This window comes from Pseudomonas sp. CFBP 13711 (assembly GCF_014842265.1).
Classification (GTDB): Bacteria; Pseudomonadota; Gammaproteobacteria; order Pseudomonadales; family Pseudomonadaceae; genus Aquipseudomonas.
The window spans coordinates 247,574-266,586 of sequence record NZ_JACYVI010000002.1 but is presented as its reverse complement, the minus strand read 5'-3'; the positions used below and the strand labels follow the sequence as shown (position 1 = coordinate 266,586).

Annotated in this window: 17 protein-coding genes; 7 read left to right on the top strand and 10 right to left on the bottom strand. The window is 61.2% G+C overall.

What is annotated here, in order from left to right; translation table 11 throughout:
- The first annotated feature begins 42 nt into the window (after positions 1–42).
- The 4 genes from IFT47_RS06160 to IFT47_RS06145 all read left to right on the top strand — a co-directional run bounded on the left by IFT47_RS06160 (position 43) and on the right by IFT47_RS06145 (position 3,862).
- Positions 43–861 carry a CheR family methyltransferase gene (locus IFT47_RS06160; protein WP_192172093.1) on the top strand — a complete coding sequence of 273 codons (819 nt, stop codon included), beginning with the start codon at positions 43–45 and terminating at the stop codon, positions 859–861.
- The gene (locus tag IFT47_RS06155) at positions 858–1,475 is read left to right on the top strand and encodes a chemotaxis protein CheB (protein ID WP_192172092.1); all 618 of its coding nucleotides are present in this window, start codon (positions 858–860) and stop codon (positions 1,473–1,475) included. Before IFT47_RS06160 ends, IFT47_RS06155 begins: the two co-directional genes overlap by 4 nt.
- Positions 1,469–2,650 carry a hybrid sensor histidine kinase/response regulator gene (locus IFT47_RS06150; protein ID WP_192172091.1) on the top strand — a complete coding sequence of 394 codons (1,182 nt, stop codon included), beginning with the start codon at positions 1,469–1,471 and terminating at the stop codon, positions 2,648–2,650. The genes IFT47_RS06155 and IFT47_RS06150 overlap by 7 nt, the downstream gene beginning before the upstream one ends.
- Positions 2,651–3,484: 834 nt before the next feature.
- A complete protein-coding gene (locus tag IFT47_RS06145) occupies positions 3,485–3,862 on the top strand; it encodes a response regulator (RefSeq protein ID WP_074885442.1) in 378 nt (125 codons plus the stop codon).
- A 70-nt stretch (positions 3,863–3,932) separates the two neighbouring features.
- Here the strand turns inward: IFT47_RS06145 and IFT47_RS06140 are convergent, their stop codons facing one another.
- A complete protein-coding gene (locus IFT47_RS06140; protein ID WP_192172090.1) occupies positions 3,933–5,963 on the bottom strand; it encodes a response regulator in 2,031 nt (676 codons plus the stop codon).
- Positions 5,960–7,444 (bottom strand): ATPase domain-containing protein, encoded by a 1,485-nt coding sequence (locus tag IFT47_RS06135; protein WP_192172089.1) that lies wholly within the window; start codon positions 7,442–7,444, stop codon positions 5,960–5,962. Before IFT47_RS06135 ends, IFT47_RS06140 begins: the two co-directional genes overlap by 4 nt.
- Positions 7,445–7,728: 284 nt before the next feature.
- Here IFT47_RS06135 and IFT47_RS06130 point away from each other — a divergent pair, with 284 nt between their 5' ends.
- Together IFT47_RS06130 and nudC are read left to right on the top strand one after the other, a co-directional pair.
- On the top strand, positions 7,729–8,541 hold the full coding sequence (locus IFT47_RS06130) for a crotonase/enoyl-CoA hydratase family protein (RefSeq protein ID WP_192172088.1): 813 nt from the start codon (positions 7,729–7,731) through the stop codon (positions 8,539–8,541).
- Positions 8,542–8,631: 90 nt separating this feature from the next.
- Complete coding sequence (gene nudC, locus IFT47_RS06125) at positions 8,632–9,486, top strand: NAD(+) diphosphatase (protein ID WP_192172087.1); 855 nt, start codon at positions 8,632–8,634, stop codon at positions 9,484–9,486.
- Here the strand turns inward: nudC and IFT47_RS06120 are convergent.
- The 6 genes from IFT47_RS06120 to IFT47_RS06095 all read right to left on the bottom strand — a co-directional run bounded on the left by IFT47_RS06120 (position 9,448) and on the right by IFT47_RS06095 (position 14,946).
- Positions 9,448–10,221 carry a TSUP family transporter gene (locus IFT47_RS06120; protein WP_192172086.1) on the bottom strand — a complete coding sequence of 258 codons (774 nt, stop codon included), beginning with the start codon at positions 10,219–10,221 and terminating at the stop codon, positions 9,448–9,450. The two genes, nudC and IFT47_RS06120, sit on opposite strands and share 39 nt — an antisense overlap.
- Positions 10,222–10,531: 310 nt before the next feature.
- Positions 10,532–11,671, bottom strand: coding sequence for a Gfo/Idh/MocA family protein (locus IFT47_RS06115; protein WP_192172085.1), 1,140 nt, complete (start codon positions 11,669–11,671; stop codon positions 10,532–10,534).
- Between the two features lie 126 nt (positions 11,672–11,797).
- Positions 11,798–12,565 (bottom strand): SDR family oxidoreductase, encoded by a 768-nt coding sequence (locus tag IFT47_RS06110; protein WP_065991408.1) that lies wholly within the window; start codon positions 12,563–12,565, stop codon positions 11,798–11,800.
- 25 nt (positions 12,566–12,590) lie between these two features.
- The gene (locus tag IFT47_RS06105) at positions 12,591–13,658 is read right to left on the bottom strand and encodes a phosphotransferase family protein (protein WP_192172084.1); all 1,068 of its coding nucleotides are present in this window, start codon (positions 13,656–13,658) and stop codon (positions 12,591–12,593) included.
- A gap of 205 nt (positions 13,659–13,863) precedes the next feature.
- Positions 13,864–14,178 (bottom strand): SCP2 sterol-binding domain-containing protein, encoded by a 315-nt coding sequence (locus tag IFT47_RS06100; protein ID WP_074887795.1) that lies wholly within the window; start codon positions 14,176–14,178, stop codon positions 13,864–13,866.
- Between the two features lie 57 nt (positions 14,179–14,235).
- Entirely contained in the window at positions 14,236–14,946 is a 711-nt protein-coding gene (locus IFT47_RS06095; protein ID WP_192172083.1) for a histidine phosphatase family protein, read from the bottom strand.
- 207 nt (positions 14,947–15,153) lie between these two features.
- Between IFT47_RS06095 and sohB the strand changes: the two genes are divergently transcribed.
- Positions 15,154–16,176 (top strand): protease SohB, encoded by a 1,023-nt coding sequence (gene sohB, locus IFT47_RS06090; protein WP_192172082.1) that lies wholly within the window; start codon positions 15,154–15,156, stop codon positions 16,174–16,176.
- Between the two features lie 143 nt (positions 16,177–16,319).
- Here the strand turns inward: sohB and IFT47_RS06085 are convergent, their stop codons facing one another.
- Together IFT47_RS06085 and IFT47_RS06080 are read right to left on the bottom strand one after the other, a co-directional pair.
- Positions 16,320–16,814, bottom strand: coding sequence for a DUF934 domain-containing protein (locus tag IFT47_RS06085; RefSeq protein WP_133771327.1), 495 nt, complete (start codon positions 16,812–16,814; stop codon positions 16,320–16,322).
- On the bottom strand, positions 16,798–18,456 hold the full coding sequence (locus tag IFT47_RS06080) for a nitrite/sulfite reductase (RefSeq protein WP_192172081.1): 1,659 nt from the start codon (positions 18,454–18,456) through the stop codon (positions 16,798–16,800). The genes IFT47_RS06085 and IFT47_RS06080 overlap by 17 nt, the downstream gene beginning before the upstream one ends.
- Positions 18,457–19,013 lie beyond the last annotated feature (557 nt).

The window sequence follows — 19,013 nt, the reverse complement described above, 5'->3', positions numbered from 1 at the left end:
CGGATCAATTGACCGCCCGTTGCCCGACCATGAGTGTTGCCGATGCCTGAACGAGACGCCGATATCGAGTTGCGCTTGCTGATTGAAGCGATCTACTTGAAGTACAGCTACGATTTCCGCGATTACTCGGGGGCGTCGGTGAAACGACGGGTCACCCACGCGTTGCGTCAGTTTGAACTGAAGACCATTTCCGCGTTGCAGGAGCGCGTGCTGCATGACCCTTCGGCGTTCATGCAGCTGCTGCAGTTCCTGACGATTCCGGTCAGCGAGATGTTCCGCGACCCGACGCACTTTCTGGCCATCCGCGAAGAAGTCGTGCCGTTGCTGAAGACCTACCCGTCGGTGAAAATCTGGATTGCCGGGTGCAGCACCGGGGAGGAGGTCTACTCGATGGCGATCCTCCTGCGCGAGGAAGGGCTGCTTGAACGCACGATCATCTACGCCACTGACATCAATCCCCATTCCCTGGAGAAGGCCAAGCAGGGCATCTTCTCCATGGAAAACATGCGCGGCTACAACGAGAACTACCTGAAGGCTGGCGGCAAGCGGCTGTTTTCCGAGTACTACACTGCGGCCTACGATTACGCGATCTTCGACAAGACCCTGCGTGAGAACGTGACCTTTGCCGACCACAGCCTGGCAACCGACAGCGTGTTCTCCGAGACCCAGTTGATTTCCTGCCGAAACGTGCTGATCTATTTCAACAAGAAGCTGCAGGACCGCGCGTTCGGGCTGTTCCATGAGTCCCTGTGCCACCGCGGCTTCCTCGTGCTGGGCAGCAAGGAAACCCTCGACTTTTCCGGGTACAAAAACCAGTTCGACCCTCTGGTCAAACACGAGCGGATCTACCGCAAATCATGAGAACGTCGTTTCCCGGCAACACCCCGGAGCAGCCCGCGCTGCCGGCGGTGGACGCGATTGTGGTCGGCGCATCCGCCGGTGGTGTCGAAGCGCTGCTGAAGATTTTCCATACGCTGCCCAGAGGCTTTCGCTTGCCGATCCTCGCGGTGCTCCACGTGCCGGACCAGCGTCGCAGTCAGTTGGCCGAGGTTTTTGCCGTGAACCTGGCGATCCCGGTCAAGGAAGCGGACGATAAAGAAACCATCAAGCCCGGCACGCTGTATTTCGCCGGGCCGAGTTATCACCTGTCGATCGAGAAAGATTTCAGTCTGTCCTTGAGTCAGGAGGAACGGGTGCATCATTCGCGCCCGAGCATCGACATCCTGTTCGAATCGGCTGCAGACGCCTATGGTGAACGGCTGGCAGGCGTGTTGCTGACCGGTGCAAACAGCGATGGCGCGCGCGGCACGGCACGAATCAAGGAGTACGGTGGTCTGACCGTGGTCCAGGACCCGGCCCAGGCGCTCGCGCGGGCCATGCCCGAAGCGGCGCTTGCCCTTCATACGCCGGATTTTCTATTGCCTTTGCCCGACATTGGGTCCTTGCTTGTCGAGCTGGAACGAATTGCATGCTGAGTGAAATCAAAGCCAAACTGCTGATCGTGGATGATCTGCCTGAGAACCTGCTCGCCCTCGAAGCGCTGATCAAGCGCGAGGACCGTCAGGTGTTCAAGGCGTTGTCCGCAGACGAGGCGTTGTCGTTGTTGCTCGAGCACGAGTTTGCGATGGCGATTCTCGACGTGCAGATGCCGGGGATGAACGGCTTCGAACTCGCCGAGCTGATGCGCAGCACCGAGAAGACCAAGAACATTCCCATCGTGTTCGTCAGTGCCGCCGGGCGCGAGCTGAATTACGCGTTCAAGGGCTATGAAAGCGGTGCCGTGGATTTCCTGCACAAGCCCCTCGACATTCATGCGGTGAAGAGCAAGGTCAACGTCTTCGTCGATTTGTATCGCCAGCGCAAGGCCCTGAAGCAGCAGCTCGAAGAGCTTGAGCGCAGCCGCGCGGAGCAGGAAGCCCTGATGCGCGAGCTGAAATCGACGCAGAGCGAGCTGGAGCGTGCGATCCGCATGCGCGATGACTTTATGTCGATCGTCTCCCACGAGGTGCGCACGCCGCTCAACGGCCTGATTCTCGAAACCCAGCTGCGCAAGTTGCACCTGGCCAAGGACAACGCGTCGGCGTTCACCATGGAAAAGCTCCGGGCCATGGTGGATCGCGATGAGCGGCAGATCCAGAGTCTGATACGGCTGATCGAAGACATGCTCGATGTGTCGCGGATTCGTACGGGCAAGTTGTCGATTCGTACCAGTCCCTTTGATTTGTCGGAGTTGGTGGTCAATCTGGTGGAAAGTTATTCCGCGCAGATCGCCGCCGCCGGCAGTGTGGTGACGCTTCACGCTGACACGCCGGTGATTGGGGTGTGGGATGAGTTTCGCATCGAGCAGGTGGTGGCGAATTTGTTGACCAACGCGTTGCGCTACGGCGCGCATAAGCCGATCGAGTTGCGCGTGTACAGCGAGGCCGGCGAGGCACGGGTGGAGGTGCGCGATCACGGGATCGGGATCAGCGCGGAAAACCAGAAGCGTATTTTTCAGCAGTTCGAGCGGGTCGCGGCCAGTCATGCGGTGGCGGGGCTTGGTCTTGGGTTGTTCATTTCCGATCAGATTGTCAGCGCTCATGGCGGGCGGATCAGTGTCGAGAGCGACGAAGGGTCGGGGTCGATGTTTCGGGTATCGCTGCCGCTCTGATCAAGATCTCTAAGATCAAGATCACAAGCGTCTGCCTGGGGGCAGACTGTTTCGCCTTCGGCGAGTTACTTGATAAAGCCCCAAGTAACCAAGGGCTTGTGCTCCTGGTTGGGCTCCTCCTTCGTCGAAGTACCTTCACTCCGGTCCCGCTCCGTGGGCCCGCGCCGAACGGACATCCATGTCCTGACGGCGCTCTCGCCGCATCCATGCGGCTCGGCCCACTCCGCGAAACCTGCGTTCAGCCTGCACCCAAGTCGCGATTGGTGTCGTCTGGGCTTCCTGCGTATGAATATCAAAATCAACGGCAACGGCTTCCCGGCTAAAGCCGGTCCCACTAAACACAAGCGCTGCTGTTAGTGGGACCGGCTTTAGCCGGGAAGAGGCCAGCCCAGGCGCCAACATTTTGCTGATGGCACCGCCTTCATGTGGGAGTGAGCTTGCTCGCGAATGCTGTTACTGTCGCTGTGCTTTAGATCTTCATACACAAATATCCCAGACGACGACAATCGCGACTTGGGTGCAGGCTGAACGCAGACGACGCGGAGTGGGCCGAGCGGCATGGATGCCGCGAGAGCGCCGCTAGGACATGGATGTCCGTTCGGCGCGGGCCCACGGAGCGTCGTCGGAGTGAGGGTACTCCGACGGAGGAGGAGCCCAACCAGGAGCACAAGCCCTTGGTTACTTGGGGCTTTTCCAAGTAACTCGCCGAAGGCGAAACGGGAGGCCGTTAGGCCGACCCATCTGGTGATCAATCAAATAACTGATCACTCTGCGCAACCTCCAGCGCGGGCCATGGTCGTAATGGCAGCTATCTATAAGATCAAAGGCGTTCAAATGAGCTCTGATGCAGAAAATGTCGTACTCATCGTCGAAGACGAGCCGCTCATTCTGATGCTGCTGTCCGACTACCTGTCGGGCGAAGGCTATCGGGTGTTGCAGGCGGAGAACGGGGAGCAGGCATTCGAAATTCTTGCCACCAAACCCCACCTCGATTTGATGATCACCGATTACCGCCTCCCCGGCGGGGTGTCTGGTGTGATGATTGCCGAGCCCGCCGTCAAGCTGCGACCGGAACTCAAGGTGATCTTCATCAGCGGCTACCCGGCAGAGATCGTCGATTGCGGCAGCCCGATCACCAAAAAGGCCCCGATCCTGGCCAAGCCGTTCACCATGGAAACCCTGCATTCGCAGATCCAGACCCTGCTCAACTGATTCCGCCGCCCTTCGGATACAAACAACAAAGCCGGCAATCGCCGGCTTTTGTGTCTGCACCGGTCTCGCGTCAGCCCTCGATCATCTCCCGCACCTTGGCCGTCAGTTGGTCAAAGGCAAACGGCTTGGTGATCATCTGCATCCCTTCTTCAAGGGACCCCGAGCGGGCGCTGGCGTTTTCCGCGTAGCCGGTGATGAACAGCACTTTCAGGTCCGCGCGCAGCTGGCGGCCAATGTCGGCCAGCTGCCGGCCATTCATGCCCGGCAGGCCAACATCGCTGATCATCAGATCAATACGCTGGCCGGATTCCAGAATAGGAATCGCCCCGACCGCATCACCAGCCTCGACGTACGCATAACCCAACTCGCTCAACACCTGACTGACCAGCGCGCGCACCGCTGGATCATCTTCGACCAGCAGGATGGTTTCGCCCTCACGGGCCTGCGCCGTGTCGTTGGGGAGGGCGGGAGCATCTTGCTGCGACACCCCGTGATAACGCGGCAGGAACAGCTGAACCGTGGTGCCGTGGCCAACCTGGCTCTCGATCGCTACGTGTCCGTGGGACTGCTTGCTGAAGCCGTAGATCATCGACAACCCCAGGCCGGTGCCCTGGCCGATCGGCTTGGTGGTGAAAAAGGGATCGAATGCCCGGCTGATGACGTTCTCCGGCATGCCGCAGCCCGTGTCGCGCACGCTGAGCACCACGTAGTCGCCGGGCAGCAGGTTTTCGTAGGCGTTGGTGAAGTCGCGGTCGAGGCGGCGGTTGAAGGTCTCGATCATCAGCATGCCGCCATCGGGCATGGCGTCGCGGGCGTTGAGCACCAGGTTGAGCAGGGCGCTTTCAAGCTGATTCGGGTCAGCCTCGGCGGTCCACAGTTCCGGGTCCAGGCACATGTCAAGGCGGATGCTCTCGTTGACGCTGCGGTTCAGCAGTTCGCCCATGGAATTGACCAGATCGTTCATCAAGACCGGCTTGGGGTCCAGCGACTGACGGCGCGAGAACGCCAGCAAACGATGGGTCAGGGCGGCGGCGCGATTGGCCGAGGTCACGCCCAGGTCGATCAGGCCATCGAGATCGTCGGTGCGACCCCGCGCCAGACGACGCCTCAGCAGTTCGAGGCTGCCGATGATGCCGGTCAGCATGTTGTTGAAGTCGTGGGCGATACCGCCGGTGAGCTGGCCCACCGCTTCCATCTTCTGCGACTGGCGCAGGACTTCTTCGTTGTGGCGCAGCTGGGAGGTGCGTTCCTCGACCTGCTGCTCCAGGGTTTCGTTGAGCTGTCGCAGCTGCTGTTCGGCCAGCTTGCGCTCGGTGATGTCGGAGGTCACGCCGGACAGCAGGCTGACGCGGCCATTGCGCGCACGGATCGCCCGAGCCCGGATATCGATCCAGTGCACCGAGCCGTCCGGCCAGACATTGCGAAACTCGATGATGAAATCGGCGCCGCTGTCCAGCGTGTGCTGCAACACGGATTGCATGCGCGGCTGGTCTTCGGGGTGCACCGAGCTCAGCCACTCGTGATAGGAGAGCGGATCGCGCTCATCCCGGCCGAAGTGCGCCTTGGTGATGTCCGAGCAATCCAGATCGAGGAACTCGGTGTCCAGCTGCCACGACCCCAGCCGTCCGGCTTTCAGCGCATGTTGCAGGCGCTGCTCGCTTTCCAGCAGTTCTTCCAGTCGAGTCCGTGCTTCGTATTGTCGTCGACGCCCGCGCACGGCGGTGCTCACCAGACTGATGAGCGTGGCAGGGTGAAACGGCCGCTCCAGAAACGTGACGTTGCCGAGCATCTTGCCCAGGTGCGCCGAGGGGTTCTGTTTCGGGCCGCCGTGATGAGTCAGCAACACGATGGGAAAGTCAGACCAGGCCGGTTGGTTGGCCAGCAGGCTGAGCAGCGGGTTGATGTCCGCGCTGCGCAACGCTTCATCAGCGATGATCGCAAGTCCCGCGCCGGACATCAGTTCACTGCACAGCTGCGGCAGATCGTGGGTGATGATCGCCGGGTAGCCGGCTTCCTGCAGCATGGTCAGCGCGAGCTGACTGTCGCGTCCGAGGGGGGCGAGGATAATCGCCCGCTCCGATAACTGTCCCGGAGTGCTCACGCGTCGGTGTCCGGTAGTAGCGGATTGTTATCGCCGTTGTACTGAGGGATGCCACGCAATACGCCCTGAAAGGCTTCCAGCGGTTCGCCGATGGTCATGCCGGACCCACTGATGCGGTATTCACGAATGGTTGACTCATGGGTGCCTGTGCGTTTTTTGATGACGGAAATGGCCCGACGGACCTGACCCATTGCTTCGAAGTACCGCAGCAGAATTACCGAATCCGCGAGGTAGGTGATGTCCACCGGCGTCTGCATGTCGCCGACCAGACCGTGCTGGGCGACGGTCATGAACGTCGAGGCGCCATGACGGTTGAGGTAGAGCAACAATTCGTGCACGTGCAGGACCAGCGCGTTTTCTTCAGGCATCGCCGCCTGATAGCCGTTGAGGCTGTCGATCACCACGGTCTGGATGCCCAGGTCGTCGACACAGCGGCGAACGCGGTGAGCGAATTCACCCGGGGACAATTCTGCCGCATCGACCTGCTCGATGAGCAGATTGCCGGTCGCTTCAAGTGCACGGAGGTCAATGCCGAGTTTGCTCATGCGCGTGTACAGCAGGCCGAGCTCTTCATCGAAGATAAACAGCGCGGCCTTCTCGCCACGCTCCACCGCTGCAGCGGCGAACATCAGCGAAATCAGCGATTTACCGGTCCCGGCTGGCCCCAGAATCACCGTGCTCGAACCGCTGTCCAGCCCGCCGCCGAGCAGGGCGTCAATTTCCTTGATGCCGCTGCTCATCTGGCGGCTGACATACCCGGTGCGGTGCTCGGCCGCCACCAGACGCGGAAACACCTGGATCCCGTCGTCCATGATGTTGAAGTCGTGGTAGCCGCCGCGGTACTTCTGGCCGCGGTATTTCACCACCCGCAGGCGTCGACGCTCGGCGCCATAGGTCGGCGTCAGGCCTTCGAGACGGATGACGCCGTGGGCAACGCTGTGCACGGTTTTGTCCAGGGATTCGGTGGTGAGGTCGTCAAGCAGTACCACCGTGGTGTCGTAGCGCGCGAAGTAATGCTTGATCGCCAGGATCTGCCGGCGATAACGCAAGGAACTCTGCGCCAGCAGGCGGATTTCCGAAAGACTGTCGATGATCACCCGCGAAGGTTTGACCTGCTCGACAATTTCGAAAATCTGTTTGGTGGCCTCGCCCAGTTCAAGGTCCGAGGAATACAGCAGACTCTGCTGATGGGCAGCGTCCAGCAAATTTTCAGGGGGCGTCAGTTCGAACACCGAGATGTTCTCGTCCAGATCCCAGCCGTGGGAGCGTGCGCCGTCGCGCAATTCGCGTTCGGTTTCAGACAGCGTGATATACAGACCACGTTCGCCCGCCGCCGAGCCAGCCAGCAGAAACTGCAGCGCGACGGTGGTTTTGCCGGTGCCGGGCTCTCCTTCGAGGAGAAACACGTGGCTGCGCGAAAGACCACCCGTAAGGATGTCATCCAGGCCCACGATACCGGTTGCCGCTTTTGATGTAGTCAAGAATCGCCCTCTTGCGACCTGAGAAAGGGTCGGGCGCCGAAACGGGTTCGACTGCCCAGGCCGTCATGGTCGGGAAGTCCGATTCCATGCAGCCATCACTCTGGACCGTGCCGGGCTGAGACCGTTCAGTTTATTGCCGGCCGACCGATGGCATTCCCGTGGATTTCTGCGGGTTCGCTGTCCGGCAAATGGCGCAACCGTGGCCTGCGGGCGCACATAGTGACTTGCTATGATCCGGCGTCAAGCAATTACCCTCGTCTGGCCCCCTACAAGGATCCCAAGCCGTGTCTGACTACAGTGCGTTCAAGGTCGAACTGGCCGACCACATTGCCCACGTCCAGATCAATCGTCCGGAAAAAATCAACGCGATGAACGCAGCGTTCTGGCTGGAGATCATCGAGATTTTCCGCTGGGTCGAGGACACCGACGACGTCCGCGTGGTGGTGCTCAGCGGCGCAGGCAAGCACTTCTCTTCCGGTATCGACCTGACACTGCTCGCGTCGGTGGCCAGTGAACTGGGCAAGGACGTGGGCCGCAATGCGCGCCTGCTGCGGCGCAAGATCCTGCAGATGCAGGAATCGTTCAGCGTGGTCGACCGCTGCAGCAAACCGGTGCTCGCTGCCATTCAGGGCTATTGCATTGGCGGCGCCATCGACCTGATCAGCGCCTGTGACATGCGCTACGCGGCGGACGATGCGCTGTTCTCCATTCGCGAAATCGACATGGGCATGGCGGCGGACGTCGGCACTTTGCAGCGCCTGCCGCGACTGATCGGCGACGGCATGATGCGCGAAATGGCCTACACCGGTCGCAACGTTGGCGCCGAAGAAGCGCTGCGCATTGGCCTGGTCAATCGCACCTTCGCCGACCTGTCGCAGTTGCACGAAGGCGTGTTCGCCATCGCCCGGGACATCGCCGGTAAATCACCCATCGCCATCAGCGGCAGCAAGCGCATGATCGGCTACATGCGCGATCACAGCGTGGACGACGGCCTCGAATACGTTGCCACCTGGAACGCTGCCATGTTGCAATCGGCCGACCTGAAGCTGGCGATGGTGGCTCACATGAGCAAACAGAAGCCGGTCTTCGACAATTGACTGACCTATTTGAATCCGTAGCCACCTGCCGTTTCTGAGCCTCTCTACCGGGCCGCAGACGGCCAGGCCGGTGAGCAGAGGAGTTGAGGCATGACGCGCCCGAAGCGTTGGACCACCGCCGTGCTTGATGTTCAGGCCCCCGGCGGTTGGGCTGTGGTTCAGAGTGACCAGGGCTTTTTGAAAGACAGCAACGGCGTGCTGTTCCCCCGCGAATGGCTGAAGCGGCAGGACCTGCCCTTGATGCATGAACACGGCATTGGCCATTTCGATGGCGAGCCGGTGTACGTGCAGACCCTTCGCGATTCTCAGGCGTTGGCGCTGGAGGGCACGCAGTGGCAGACCCTGCGCCAGTTCATGCTCGCCGACGACGCCGATGTGTTCCAGATGCTCGGCTACGCGGCGCAGATCAGCACCTGGGCCCGGGAATACCGTTTTTGCGGCAGTTGCGGCCAACCGGCCCGGCAGGTGCCGGGGGAGCGGGCGATGTATTGCCCGCACTGCGATCTGCGTGCCTATCCGCGGATCTCGCCGAGCATGATCGTGCTGATCACCCGCGGCGATGAGGTGCTGTTGGCGCGCTCACCGCGTTTTGTGACCGGGGTCTACAGCACTCTGGCCGGGTTCGCCGAGCCGGGTGAGTCGGCCGAGGACTGTGTGCGGCGGGAGGTGATGGAGGAAGTGCAGGTCACGGTCAAGAACATCCAGTACAAGGGCAGCCAGTGCTGGCCGTTTCCGCACTCGATGATGCTGGGCTTTCACGCCGAATACGACAGCGGCGACATCGTGCCCCAGGCGGACGAAATCGAAGACGCACAGTGGTTCAGCATCCACGACCTGCCGCCATTGCCGGCCAGTCGCTCGATTGCGCGCTACCTGATCGATCTGTATCTGGCCCAGCGCTCAGGCTCAGTTGAACCAGTGCTGCCAGGCCAGGCGGACGGTTAACCCCAGCACCACGGTGATGAACACAGGGCGGATGAACTTGGCGCCGCCCTTGATCGCTGTTTTAGCGCCCATAAAGGCGCCGGCCATTACCGCCACGCCCATCGTCAACCCGATGACCCAGTCCACCGAGCCGTTGATGGCGAAGATCATCAGCGCGGCGGCGTTGCTGATGAAGTTCATGCTGCGGGCGACGCCGCTGGCTTTCACCAGATCGACCGGGTAGATCAGCAGCGTGCTGACAGTCCAGAACGCTCCGGTGCCGGGACCGGCCACGCCGTCGTAAAAGCCCAGCCCCAGGCCTTGGGGCAGTTGCCATTTGGTCTTGATCGGCGCGTTGCTGTCCAGCGGCGCCTTGGGCGTGCCGCCGAAAAGCAGGTACAGCCCGCAGCCGAACACGATCACCGGAAGCATCTGGTTCAGCAGTTCGGCGGGGAGATAATGCGCGACCACCGCACCGATCAGCGCGCCCACTGCGGTACCGATCAGCGCGGGTTTCCACTGCGCCGGATGAAACAGCTTGCGGCGGTAAAAGGTGTAGCCGGCGGTGGCGGAGCCGAAGGTCGAGCTGAGCTTGTTGGTGCCCAGCACCAGGTGCGGCGGCAGACCGGCAGTGAGCAGGGCAGGCGTGGTCAACAGACCGCCGCCGCCGGCAATGGCATCGATGAAACCGGCGACAAAGGCAACGACAGCCAGCACCAGCAGGGTGGTGGGTTCAACGGTGAGTTCGAACGGCATGGGAAGGCGCTTATCGGGCAGATGGGCAGAAGGGCTGCCCGTAAGCGCAGCATTCTACCTGCAAGGCGTGGCAGCGGTGAATGGTTGATTGGGACTTGGGGCACACGGTGTAGGACCGGCTTCAGCCAGGAAGAGGCCGGCGTGAACACCCTCAATTTCGCGGTGTGGCGCCCGACGCCTTCCCGGCTAAAGCCAGTCCCACTCACAGCGTATGCGGTGTGTCAGGGCGTACGCGCTCTTTATTGTGGGACCGGCTTCAGCCGGGAAAAGGCCGGCGTGAACACCCTTAATTTCCGGTCTGACAATTGACTCAAATATCCGAAACATTCACCCAGCGCATCTCCTTCGCCGCAATGCGAATCGCTGTGGCCAGGCGCTCGACCTCCATGGCCTCGGCGAAGTCCGTCCCGTTCGAACCCTGCCCACCCAGCGCCTGAATCAGTTCAAAAACCTCCAGCGTCTTTAGCTCGTTGTAGCCCAACTGATGCCCCGGCGCCGGGCAAAAAGACGCATAGCCCGGTTGCGCAGGTCCCGCCAGAATCCGCTGGAAGCCGTCCCGCCCCGGGGCGCCGGCCTGGTACAGCCGCAGCTCGTTCAAGCGTTCCTGATCAAACGACAACGTGCCTTCGGTGCCACCGATCTCGAAGCTCAGGTGATTCTTGTACCCGTGCTTGAGCCAACTGCTGCCGAACGTACCCCGCGCGCCGTTGGCAAAGCGCAGCAGGGCGTAGGTCTGGTCATCGATGCTGATCGCCCGTTGCTCTTCGCTGCCGTGGGTGGCCGGGCGTTGTCGGTGCACCGTTTGCGAGTCCGCGCACACCGCCTCTACGTCGCCGAGCAGGTACCGCGCCATTGCCAGTAAATGGCTGCCGAGGTCGGCCAGGGCGCCGCCGGCATGGGCCTCTTCACAGCGCCAGGACCAGGGCGACAGCCCATCGCCCATGAAGTCCTCGCTGAATTCCCCCTGGAAACTGACGATCCGCCCCAGCTCGCCGCTTTCGATCATCTGCTTCGCCAGCCCGATGATCGGATTGTGCTGATAGTTGTAGCCCACCCTCGTCACGACGCCTGCTTTAAGCGCCGCCGCCTGCATCTCCCGCGCCTGTTCCAGACTCACCGCCAGCGGCTTCTCGCAGTACACCGCTTTGCCCGCTTCAAGAGCGGCCATCGCCATGGGGAAATGAAGTAGGTTCGGCGTGGTGATCGCCACCAGACTGACCGCCGGATCGCTGATCAACTGTTGCCAGTTGCCATGACTGCGTTGGAACCCCCAACTGCCTGCGCACTGTTCCGCGCGCGCAACATCCGCATCGGCCAGCGCGACGAGCTTGAGGTTGAAGGGAAGATCGAAGGTGGTGCGTGCGTTGTGGAACGCCAGGGCATGAGCCCGGCCCATGAAACCCGTGCCGATCAGGCCGACGCCCAGTTCTGGAAGAGAATTCCCGCGCATGACAGCGTGTCCTTTGAGACCTGTTGTTGTGCGGAAAATGTAGGCGGTCGGGGGTTCCCGATGGAATCTTTATTCCATCAGGAACGCCTCAGGTTTACCTCAGCGGCTCAAGTGTGCTCAAGAGGCTCAGGACAGGAACCCGCCGTCCACATTCAATGCCACGCCCGTGGTGTAGCTCGAGGCATCGCTGGCCAGGTACAACACCGTCCCCGCCATTTCGCTCGGCGCCGCCACCCGCTTCAGGGGAATCTGCGCCAACGCGGTGTTGAGGATCTTCTCGTTACTCACCAGCGCCGAGGCGAATTTGGTGTCGGTCAGGCCGGGCAGCAGGGCGTTGCAGCGGATGCCGAACTGCGCGCACTCCTTGGCGAACACCTTGGTCATGTTGATTACTGCCGCCTTGGTCACCGAATAGATGCCTTGATACACGCCCGGCGAGACGCCATTGATCGACGCCACGTTGATGATGCTGCCGCCGCCGTGTTCGCGCATCAGCTTGCCTGCCTCCACGGACATGAAGAAGTAGCCCCGGATGTTCACGTCGACGGTCTTCTGGAACGCGCCGAGGTCGGTGTCCAGCACGTTGCAGAACTGCGGGTTGGTCGCCGCGTTGTTCACCAGAATGTCCAGCCGACCGAACTGTTCGCGGATCTGCGCAAACACTGCTGTGATCTGTTCCATTTCACCGATGTGGCAGGCAATGGCCGTGGCTTGACCGCCCTCGGCGATGATCGCGTCCGCCACTTGCTGGCAGCCGTCGATCCTGCGGCTCGAGACGATGACATGGGCGCCTTGCTGGGCCAGCAGCTTGGCAATCGCCTCGCCGATGCCACGGCTGGCGCCGGAGACGAAAGCGATCTTGCCATCGAGGTCGAACAGTTGAGTCTTGGACATTGTTGTTTTCCTTGTCGTGTCGCAATCAGAGGCTGGAACGCTCAATCACTTGCAGGGCCATGCGCTCGAGCAGCGCGTTCATGTGAATGAACTGAGCGAAGCGCTTGTCCTGGGTCTGGCCGTGGAAGAAGCGGTAGTAGATTTGCTGGACGATGCCGGCCAGACGGAAAAGCCCGTAGGTGTAGTAAAAGTCGAAAGTGTCGATGGCAATGCCCGAGCGCTCGGCGTAGTACGCCACGAACTGCTCGCGGGTGAGCATGCCGGGCGCATGGCTGGGCTGGCGCCGCATCAGTTGCACCGGCGCCGGGTCGTCCGCCTGAATCCAGTACGCCAGGCTGTTGCCCAGGTCCATCAGCGGATCCCCCAGGGTGGTCAGCTCCCAGTCGAGCACGCCGATGATCTGCATCGGGTTGTCGGGGTCGAGGATCACATTGTCGAAGCGGTAATCGTTGTGCACCAGACTTGAAACGGGATGGTCCGCGGGCTTTTTCTCGTCCAGCCAGCGCGCGACCTTTTCCCAGCTGGGCGCGTCGTCGGTGCGTGCCTTCTCGTAGCGCTCGGTCCAGCCGCGAATCTGCCGCTCAACGTAACCTTCGGGCTTGCCCAGATCGCCGAGCCCGCAGGCGGTGTAATCCACTTGATGCAGCTCGACCAGCCGATCAATGAAACTCTTGCACAGGGTTTCGGTTTGCGCGGCGTCGAGGTTCAGCTCGGCGGGCAATTCGGCGCGCAGGATGATGCCCTTGACCCGCTCCATTACGTAAAACTCGGCACCGATCACCGTCTCGTCGGTGCAGTGCACATAGGCCTTGGGGCAATAAGGAAAGGCATCGCGCAACTGGTTGAGAATGCGGAATTCGCGGCCCATGTCATGGGCGCTTTTCGCCTTGTGACCGAACGGCGGGCGGCGCAGAACGAATTCCTGCTCGGGGTACTTCAGCAGGTACGTCAGGTTCGACGCGCCACCGGGAAACTGGCTGATCTGCGCGCTGCCGCTCAGGCCGGGGATATGGGCTTTCAGGTAAGGGTCGATCAACCCGGCGTCGAGTTCTTCGCCGGATCGAACCTGGGTGGATTGGTCGGTGAGCGCCATGCGTATCCCTGCAGATTATTTTGGTGGGCCAGGATCATTGGCTAATCTAATGCGTCCCCGCGCCAGCAAACAAGGGCTATTGGCGTGGGTGTTACGGGGCAATCAGCCGCCCTGATTCACGGACGGGGGCGTTGTCTTGCGCACAGTCCGGACGAAAAAAAACCGAAGCCGGGCAGCTTCGGTTCGTTCGAAAGGCAAGGCGTTCTCAGGAAGGGAACAGCTCGCTCAGTTTCATCGCCAGCATCATGTCGCCTTCAGCGCGCAGTTTACCGCCCATGAACGCCTGCATGCCGTCGGTCTCGCCGCTGACGATGCCTTCCAGGGTTTCGCCGTCCATCACCAGGGTGACCTGTGCGTCCGGGTTTTCGCCTTCCTGCAATTCGCAGGTGCTGTCCTTGACGATCAGGGAGAAATTCTTGGTTTCGTCGATGCGGAAACCGAACACCAGGTCCAGGCCCGCAGCAGCGGCTGGGTTGAACTTGGCTTTCATGGCTTGGACGGCGTTTTCTACGGAGCTCATGGTGTGATCCTTTTATATGAGTGATGACGAGCACTTTGCGAGTGCGATTGGCCGGGCTCAGCGGTAGGTGATGAGCTCCGGCGCCTTCATCAGTTGCAGGTGCGCATAACTGTTGAAGGAAGCCAGGGTCACCTCGCGCTCACGAAACTTCAGGAGGTTGAGCGAGGTGTTGACGATGTGCCAGTTGAGTTCGAAGGCCTGGGTGGCCGGCATGTGCGTGATCAGATGGAGCAGGGCAGTGATGGTGCCGCCCGAGGTGAACACAGCAATGCGATCACTCGGCCCGGCGCTGTCGAGAATGCCGCTCAGGCCCGCTTCAACCTGCTCGACGAAGGCCTGCCAGCTCTGCAGCGCGGCGGCGTCGTGGTCGCCCACCAGCCAGCGGCGAATGATCGCGGCAAACAGGCGCTGGAACTCGGCGCGGTTGTTGGCGGCGTCACGCATGATCTCGAAAGCTTCGGGCTCTTCATCCAGCATTGCAGGGAGCAGCGCGCGGATCACGCCTTCGGCGTTGAATTCATTGAAGGCGATGTCGGTTTCGAGTTCGGGTGTAGCGAGGCTGGCGGCATTGAGCTGGGCGATCACGGTTTCGGCCGTGTGGCGCTGGCGGAACAGGGCGCCGCTGATGCAGCGATCGAAGGTCAGGCCCAGCTGCGCCAGGTGCGCGCCGAGGATTTCCGACTGACGAAAACCGGTGGGCGACAGGACGTCGTAATCGTCCGCACCAAACGAGGCCTGGCCATGTCGTATGAGATAGATGCTGCCCACGACCGCGTCACCCTGGCACGTTGAAAGTGCTGGGAGGTTATGAGGACGGCCCGCGGTCTGTCAATGAAAAAACATACGCTCGTTTGAATTGGCCGATCTGTCCCGTATTCACCCGTCTCGTCACTGGCCCGGCCACCGGCGCGCCGGTATGCTTGGCCCCACTCGCGATCCTCTGCCGAGGATCTGCTGTACCGGTAAGGAGTTTCTGTGGAGTTCATTTTCGATTACGCCAGTTTCCTGGCAAAGACCGTCACCATCGTGATCGCGATCATTGTGGTGCTGGTGGTCATCGGTTCGATGCGCGGTCGCGGGCGTCGCAGCGCAGGAGGCCAGCTGCATGTCACCAAGCTCAATGATTTCTACAAAGGGCTGCGTGATCGCCTTGAAGGCTCGCTGCTGGACAAGGCCCGGCTCAAGGCGCTGCGCAAGTCCCAGGCCAAGGAGCTGAAGAAGGACAAGAAGTCCACCGAGGTCAAGTCTCGGGTCTACGTGCTGGACTTCGACGGCGACATCAAGGCCTCCGCCACCGAGAACATGCGCAACGAGATCACCGCGTTGCTCACCCTCGCCACGCCCAAGGATGAAGTGGTGCTGCGCCTCGAAAGCGGCGGCGGCATGGTCCACAGCTACGGCCTGGCGTCGTCGCAACTGGCGCGGATTCGTCAGGCGGGCATTCCGCTGACCATCTGCATCGACAAGGTCGCGGCCAGCGGCGGCTACATGATGGCGTGCATCGGCACCCGGATCATCAGTGCGCCGTTCGCGATTCTGGGGTCGATCGGCGTGGTGGCCCAGCTGCCCAACGTCAATCGCCTGCTGAAGAAGCACGACATCGATTTCGAAGTGCTGACTGCCGGCGAGTACAAGCGCACGCTGACGGTGTTTGGCGAAAACACCGAGAAGGGCCGTGAGAAGTTTCAGGAGGACCTGGACATCACCCACGAGCTGTTCAAGAACTTCGTCGCCAGCTACCGCCCGCAGTTGCAGATCGACGAAGTCGCCACCGGCGAGATCTGGCTGGGCATCGCGGCCAAGGACAAACTGTTGGTGGATGAGCTGAAGACCAGCGATGAATACCTGTCGGAGAAGGCCAAGACCGCCGAGGTGTTCCACCTGCACTACGCCGAGCGCAAAAGCCTGCAGCAGCGTGTAGGCATCGCCGCTAGCACGTCGGTTGACCGGTTGGTGACAGGTTGGTGGGGCAAGCTGACGCAGCAGCGGTTCTGGTGATTTCATAGGACCGGCTTTAGCCGGGAAGACGTCGGACGCCACACCGCAAGGTGGACGGTGTTTGCACCTTGATCCAGCTGAATTAAAAAGCCCCGGCTTCTCGCGAAACCGGGGCTTTTTGTTGCCTGTCGATCCGTGTGGGATCAACGCCGCCGGAACAGCGGCAGCGGCTCATCAGTGGCAGCCTGATACGTCACGGAAAAGTCCTTCAACCCTTCCAGCGCTTCGTACGGGTCTTTGTCGGCACGAATCGCGAACGCATCGAACCCGCAGCGGTGCAGGTAAAACAACTGATCGCGCAACACATCTCCAATCGCCCGCAGCTCGCCCTTGTAACCGTAGCGATCACGCAACAGGCGGGCGTTGGAGTAGCTGCGGCCGTCGGTGAAGGCCGGGAAGTTCAGGGCGATGACCTGGAATTGATCCGCGTCGTCACCGATTTCCTCGGCTTCCTCGTCGCTGTCCAGCCAGACACCCAGACCGCCGTCGCGGGCCTTCAACGCATGGGCATGCTCGCGCCACAGGTTCAGCGGCACGATCAGGTCGTCGCAGTTGGACAGGCTGTCGAACGTCGTGTCCTTGGGCAGCAGGTGCCAGGTCTCGTCGATGACCGCGTTGTTCTTAATGATTCGCTGCATAGACGCGCTCCTTGAAAGGGTCGATGCCAATACGCTGGTAGGTGTCGATGAAGCGCTCGTCTTCATTGCGTTTCTCAACGTAGACGTCGATCAGCTTCTCGATCACATCCGGCATGACGTCCTGTGCGAACGACGGCCCAAGGATCTTGCCCAGGCTGGCGTCACGGCTGGCGCTGCCACCCAGGGACACCTGGTAGAACTCTTCGCCTTTCTTGTCCACGCCGAGAATGCCGATGTGGCCGACGTGGTGGTGACCGCAGGCGTTCATGCAACCGGAAATGTTCAGGTCCAGCTCGCCGATGTCGAACAGGTAATCAAGGTCGTCGAAACGGCGCTGGATCGACTCGGCAATCGGGATCGACTTGGCGTTGGCCAGGGAGCAGAAGTCGCCACCCGGGCAGCAGATGATGTCCGTCAGCAGACCAATGTTTGGCGTCGCGAAGCCTTGCTCGCGCAGTTCGCCCCACATCGTGAACAGCTGGCTCTGCTCGACGTCGGCCAGGATGATGTTCTGCTCGTGGGACGTGCGCAGCTGACCGAAGCTGTAGGTGTCGGCGAGGTCGGCGATGCCGTCCAGTTGCTTGTCGGTGAGATCGCCCGGCGCAACGCCGGTGGGTTTCAACGACAGCGTCACCGCTGCGTAGCCCGGCTTTTTATGGGCCAGGACGTTGCGCGAGCGCCAGCGGGCGAAACCGGGGTGCTGTTGATCCAGCTGAGCCAGTTCGGCGCTGTAATCGGTCAGCGCCTTGTAGTCCGGGTCGACGAAGTGCTTGGCGACGCGATGGACTTCGGCCTCGGTCAGGGTGGTCTGGCCGCCGCGCAGGTGGGCCATCTCGGCCTCGACCTTCTCGGCGAACACTTCAGGCGTCAGCGCCTTGACCAGAATCTTGATGCGCGCCTTGTACTTGTTGTCGCGACGGCCGTAGCGGTTGTACACACGCAGGATGGCGTCGAGGTAGCTCAACAGGTCCTGCCACGGCAGAAACTCGTTGATGAACGCACCCACCACCGGCGTACGGCCGAGGCCGCCGCCGACCAGCACGCGGAAGCCCAGCTCGCCGGCAGCATTCTTGACCGGCTCCAGGCCGATGTCGTGCACTTCGATGGCGGCGCGGTCGGACGTCGAGCCGTTGATCGCGATCTTGAACTTGCGCGGCAGGTAGGCGAATTCCGGGTGGAAGGTGGTCCACTGACGGACGATTTCACACCAGGGGCGCGGGTCTACCAGTTCGTCGGCAGCGACGCCGGCGAACTGGTCCGTGGTGACGTTGCGCAGGCAGTTGCCGCTGGTCTGGATCGCGTGCATCTGCACGGTGGCCAGCTCGGCGAGAATGTCGGGGATGTCTTCGATTGCCGGCCAGTTGAACTGCACGTTCTGGCGGGTACTGATGTGCGCGTAGCCCTTGTCGTAATCGCGGGCGATTTTCGCCAGCATGCGGGCCTGGCGTGAAGTCAGCTGCCCATAAGGCACAGCGACGCGCAGCATCGGGGCGAAGCGTTGGATGTAGAGGCCGTTTTGCAGGCGAAGCGGGCGGAACTCTTCTTCGCTGAGCTCGCCGGCCAGATAGCGGCGGGTCTGGTCGCGGAACTGCTTGACGCGGTCCTCGACGATCCGCTGATCGTACTCGTCGTATACGTACATGGTGGTCCTGTTCTCAGGCGGTTCACTGCTGCTGGGCCAGCCCGAAAGGCGATGCGTTGTCGTCTGCTTTCAGGCTACCGAACAAATCTGCGCGCACGGCCGCGCACTCCTTGCGGAGCCGGGGGAGGTTACCAGTTTGCAGATATGCGCAAAAGTGATGTTTGAGTATATGCACAGAACCAAAAGTGCTAAGCAGCACGTCGGACCTGCATAACCTCACTTGTGATAAGGGCATGGCTCGACTTTACTCTGGCAATGGCCAACGACGCTCGTCGCTGGTCCGCGAGTTTTGCGATCACCCATAAAACAGACAAAAGGCGATGCAATGCGAAATCACCCGAAAGTTGCCAAATCCGAGAGCCATGTGGATGCATGGGCCATTCTGTTCATCATTGTGCTGGTGGTGGGGGCGGCGGTGTTCTGGGTGACGCACCAGTAGCCAGGACCTCCAGCCAGTGGGAGCGAGCTTGCTCGCGATGGAGTCTCGCAAATCCGCTGAATATTTCAGCGTCTGGAGTGCCGGATTCGCGGGCAAGCTCGCTCCCACAGGTTCTGTA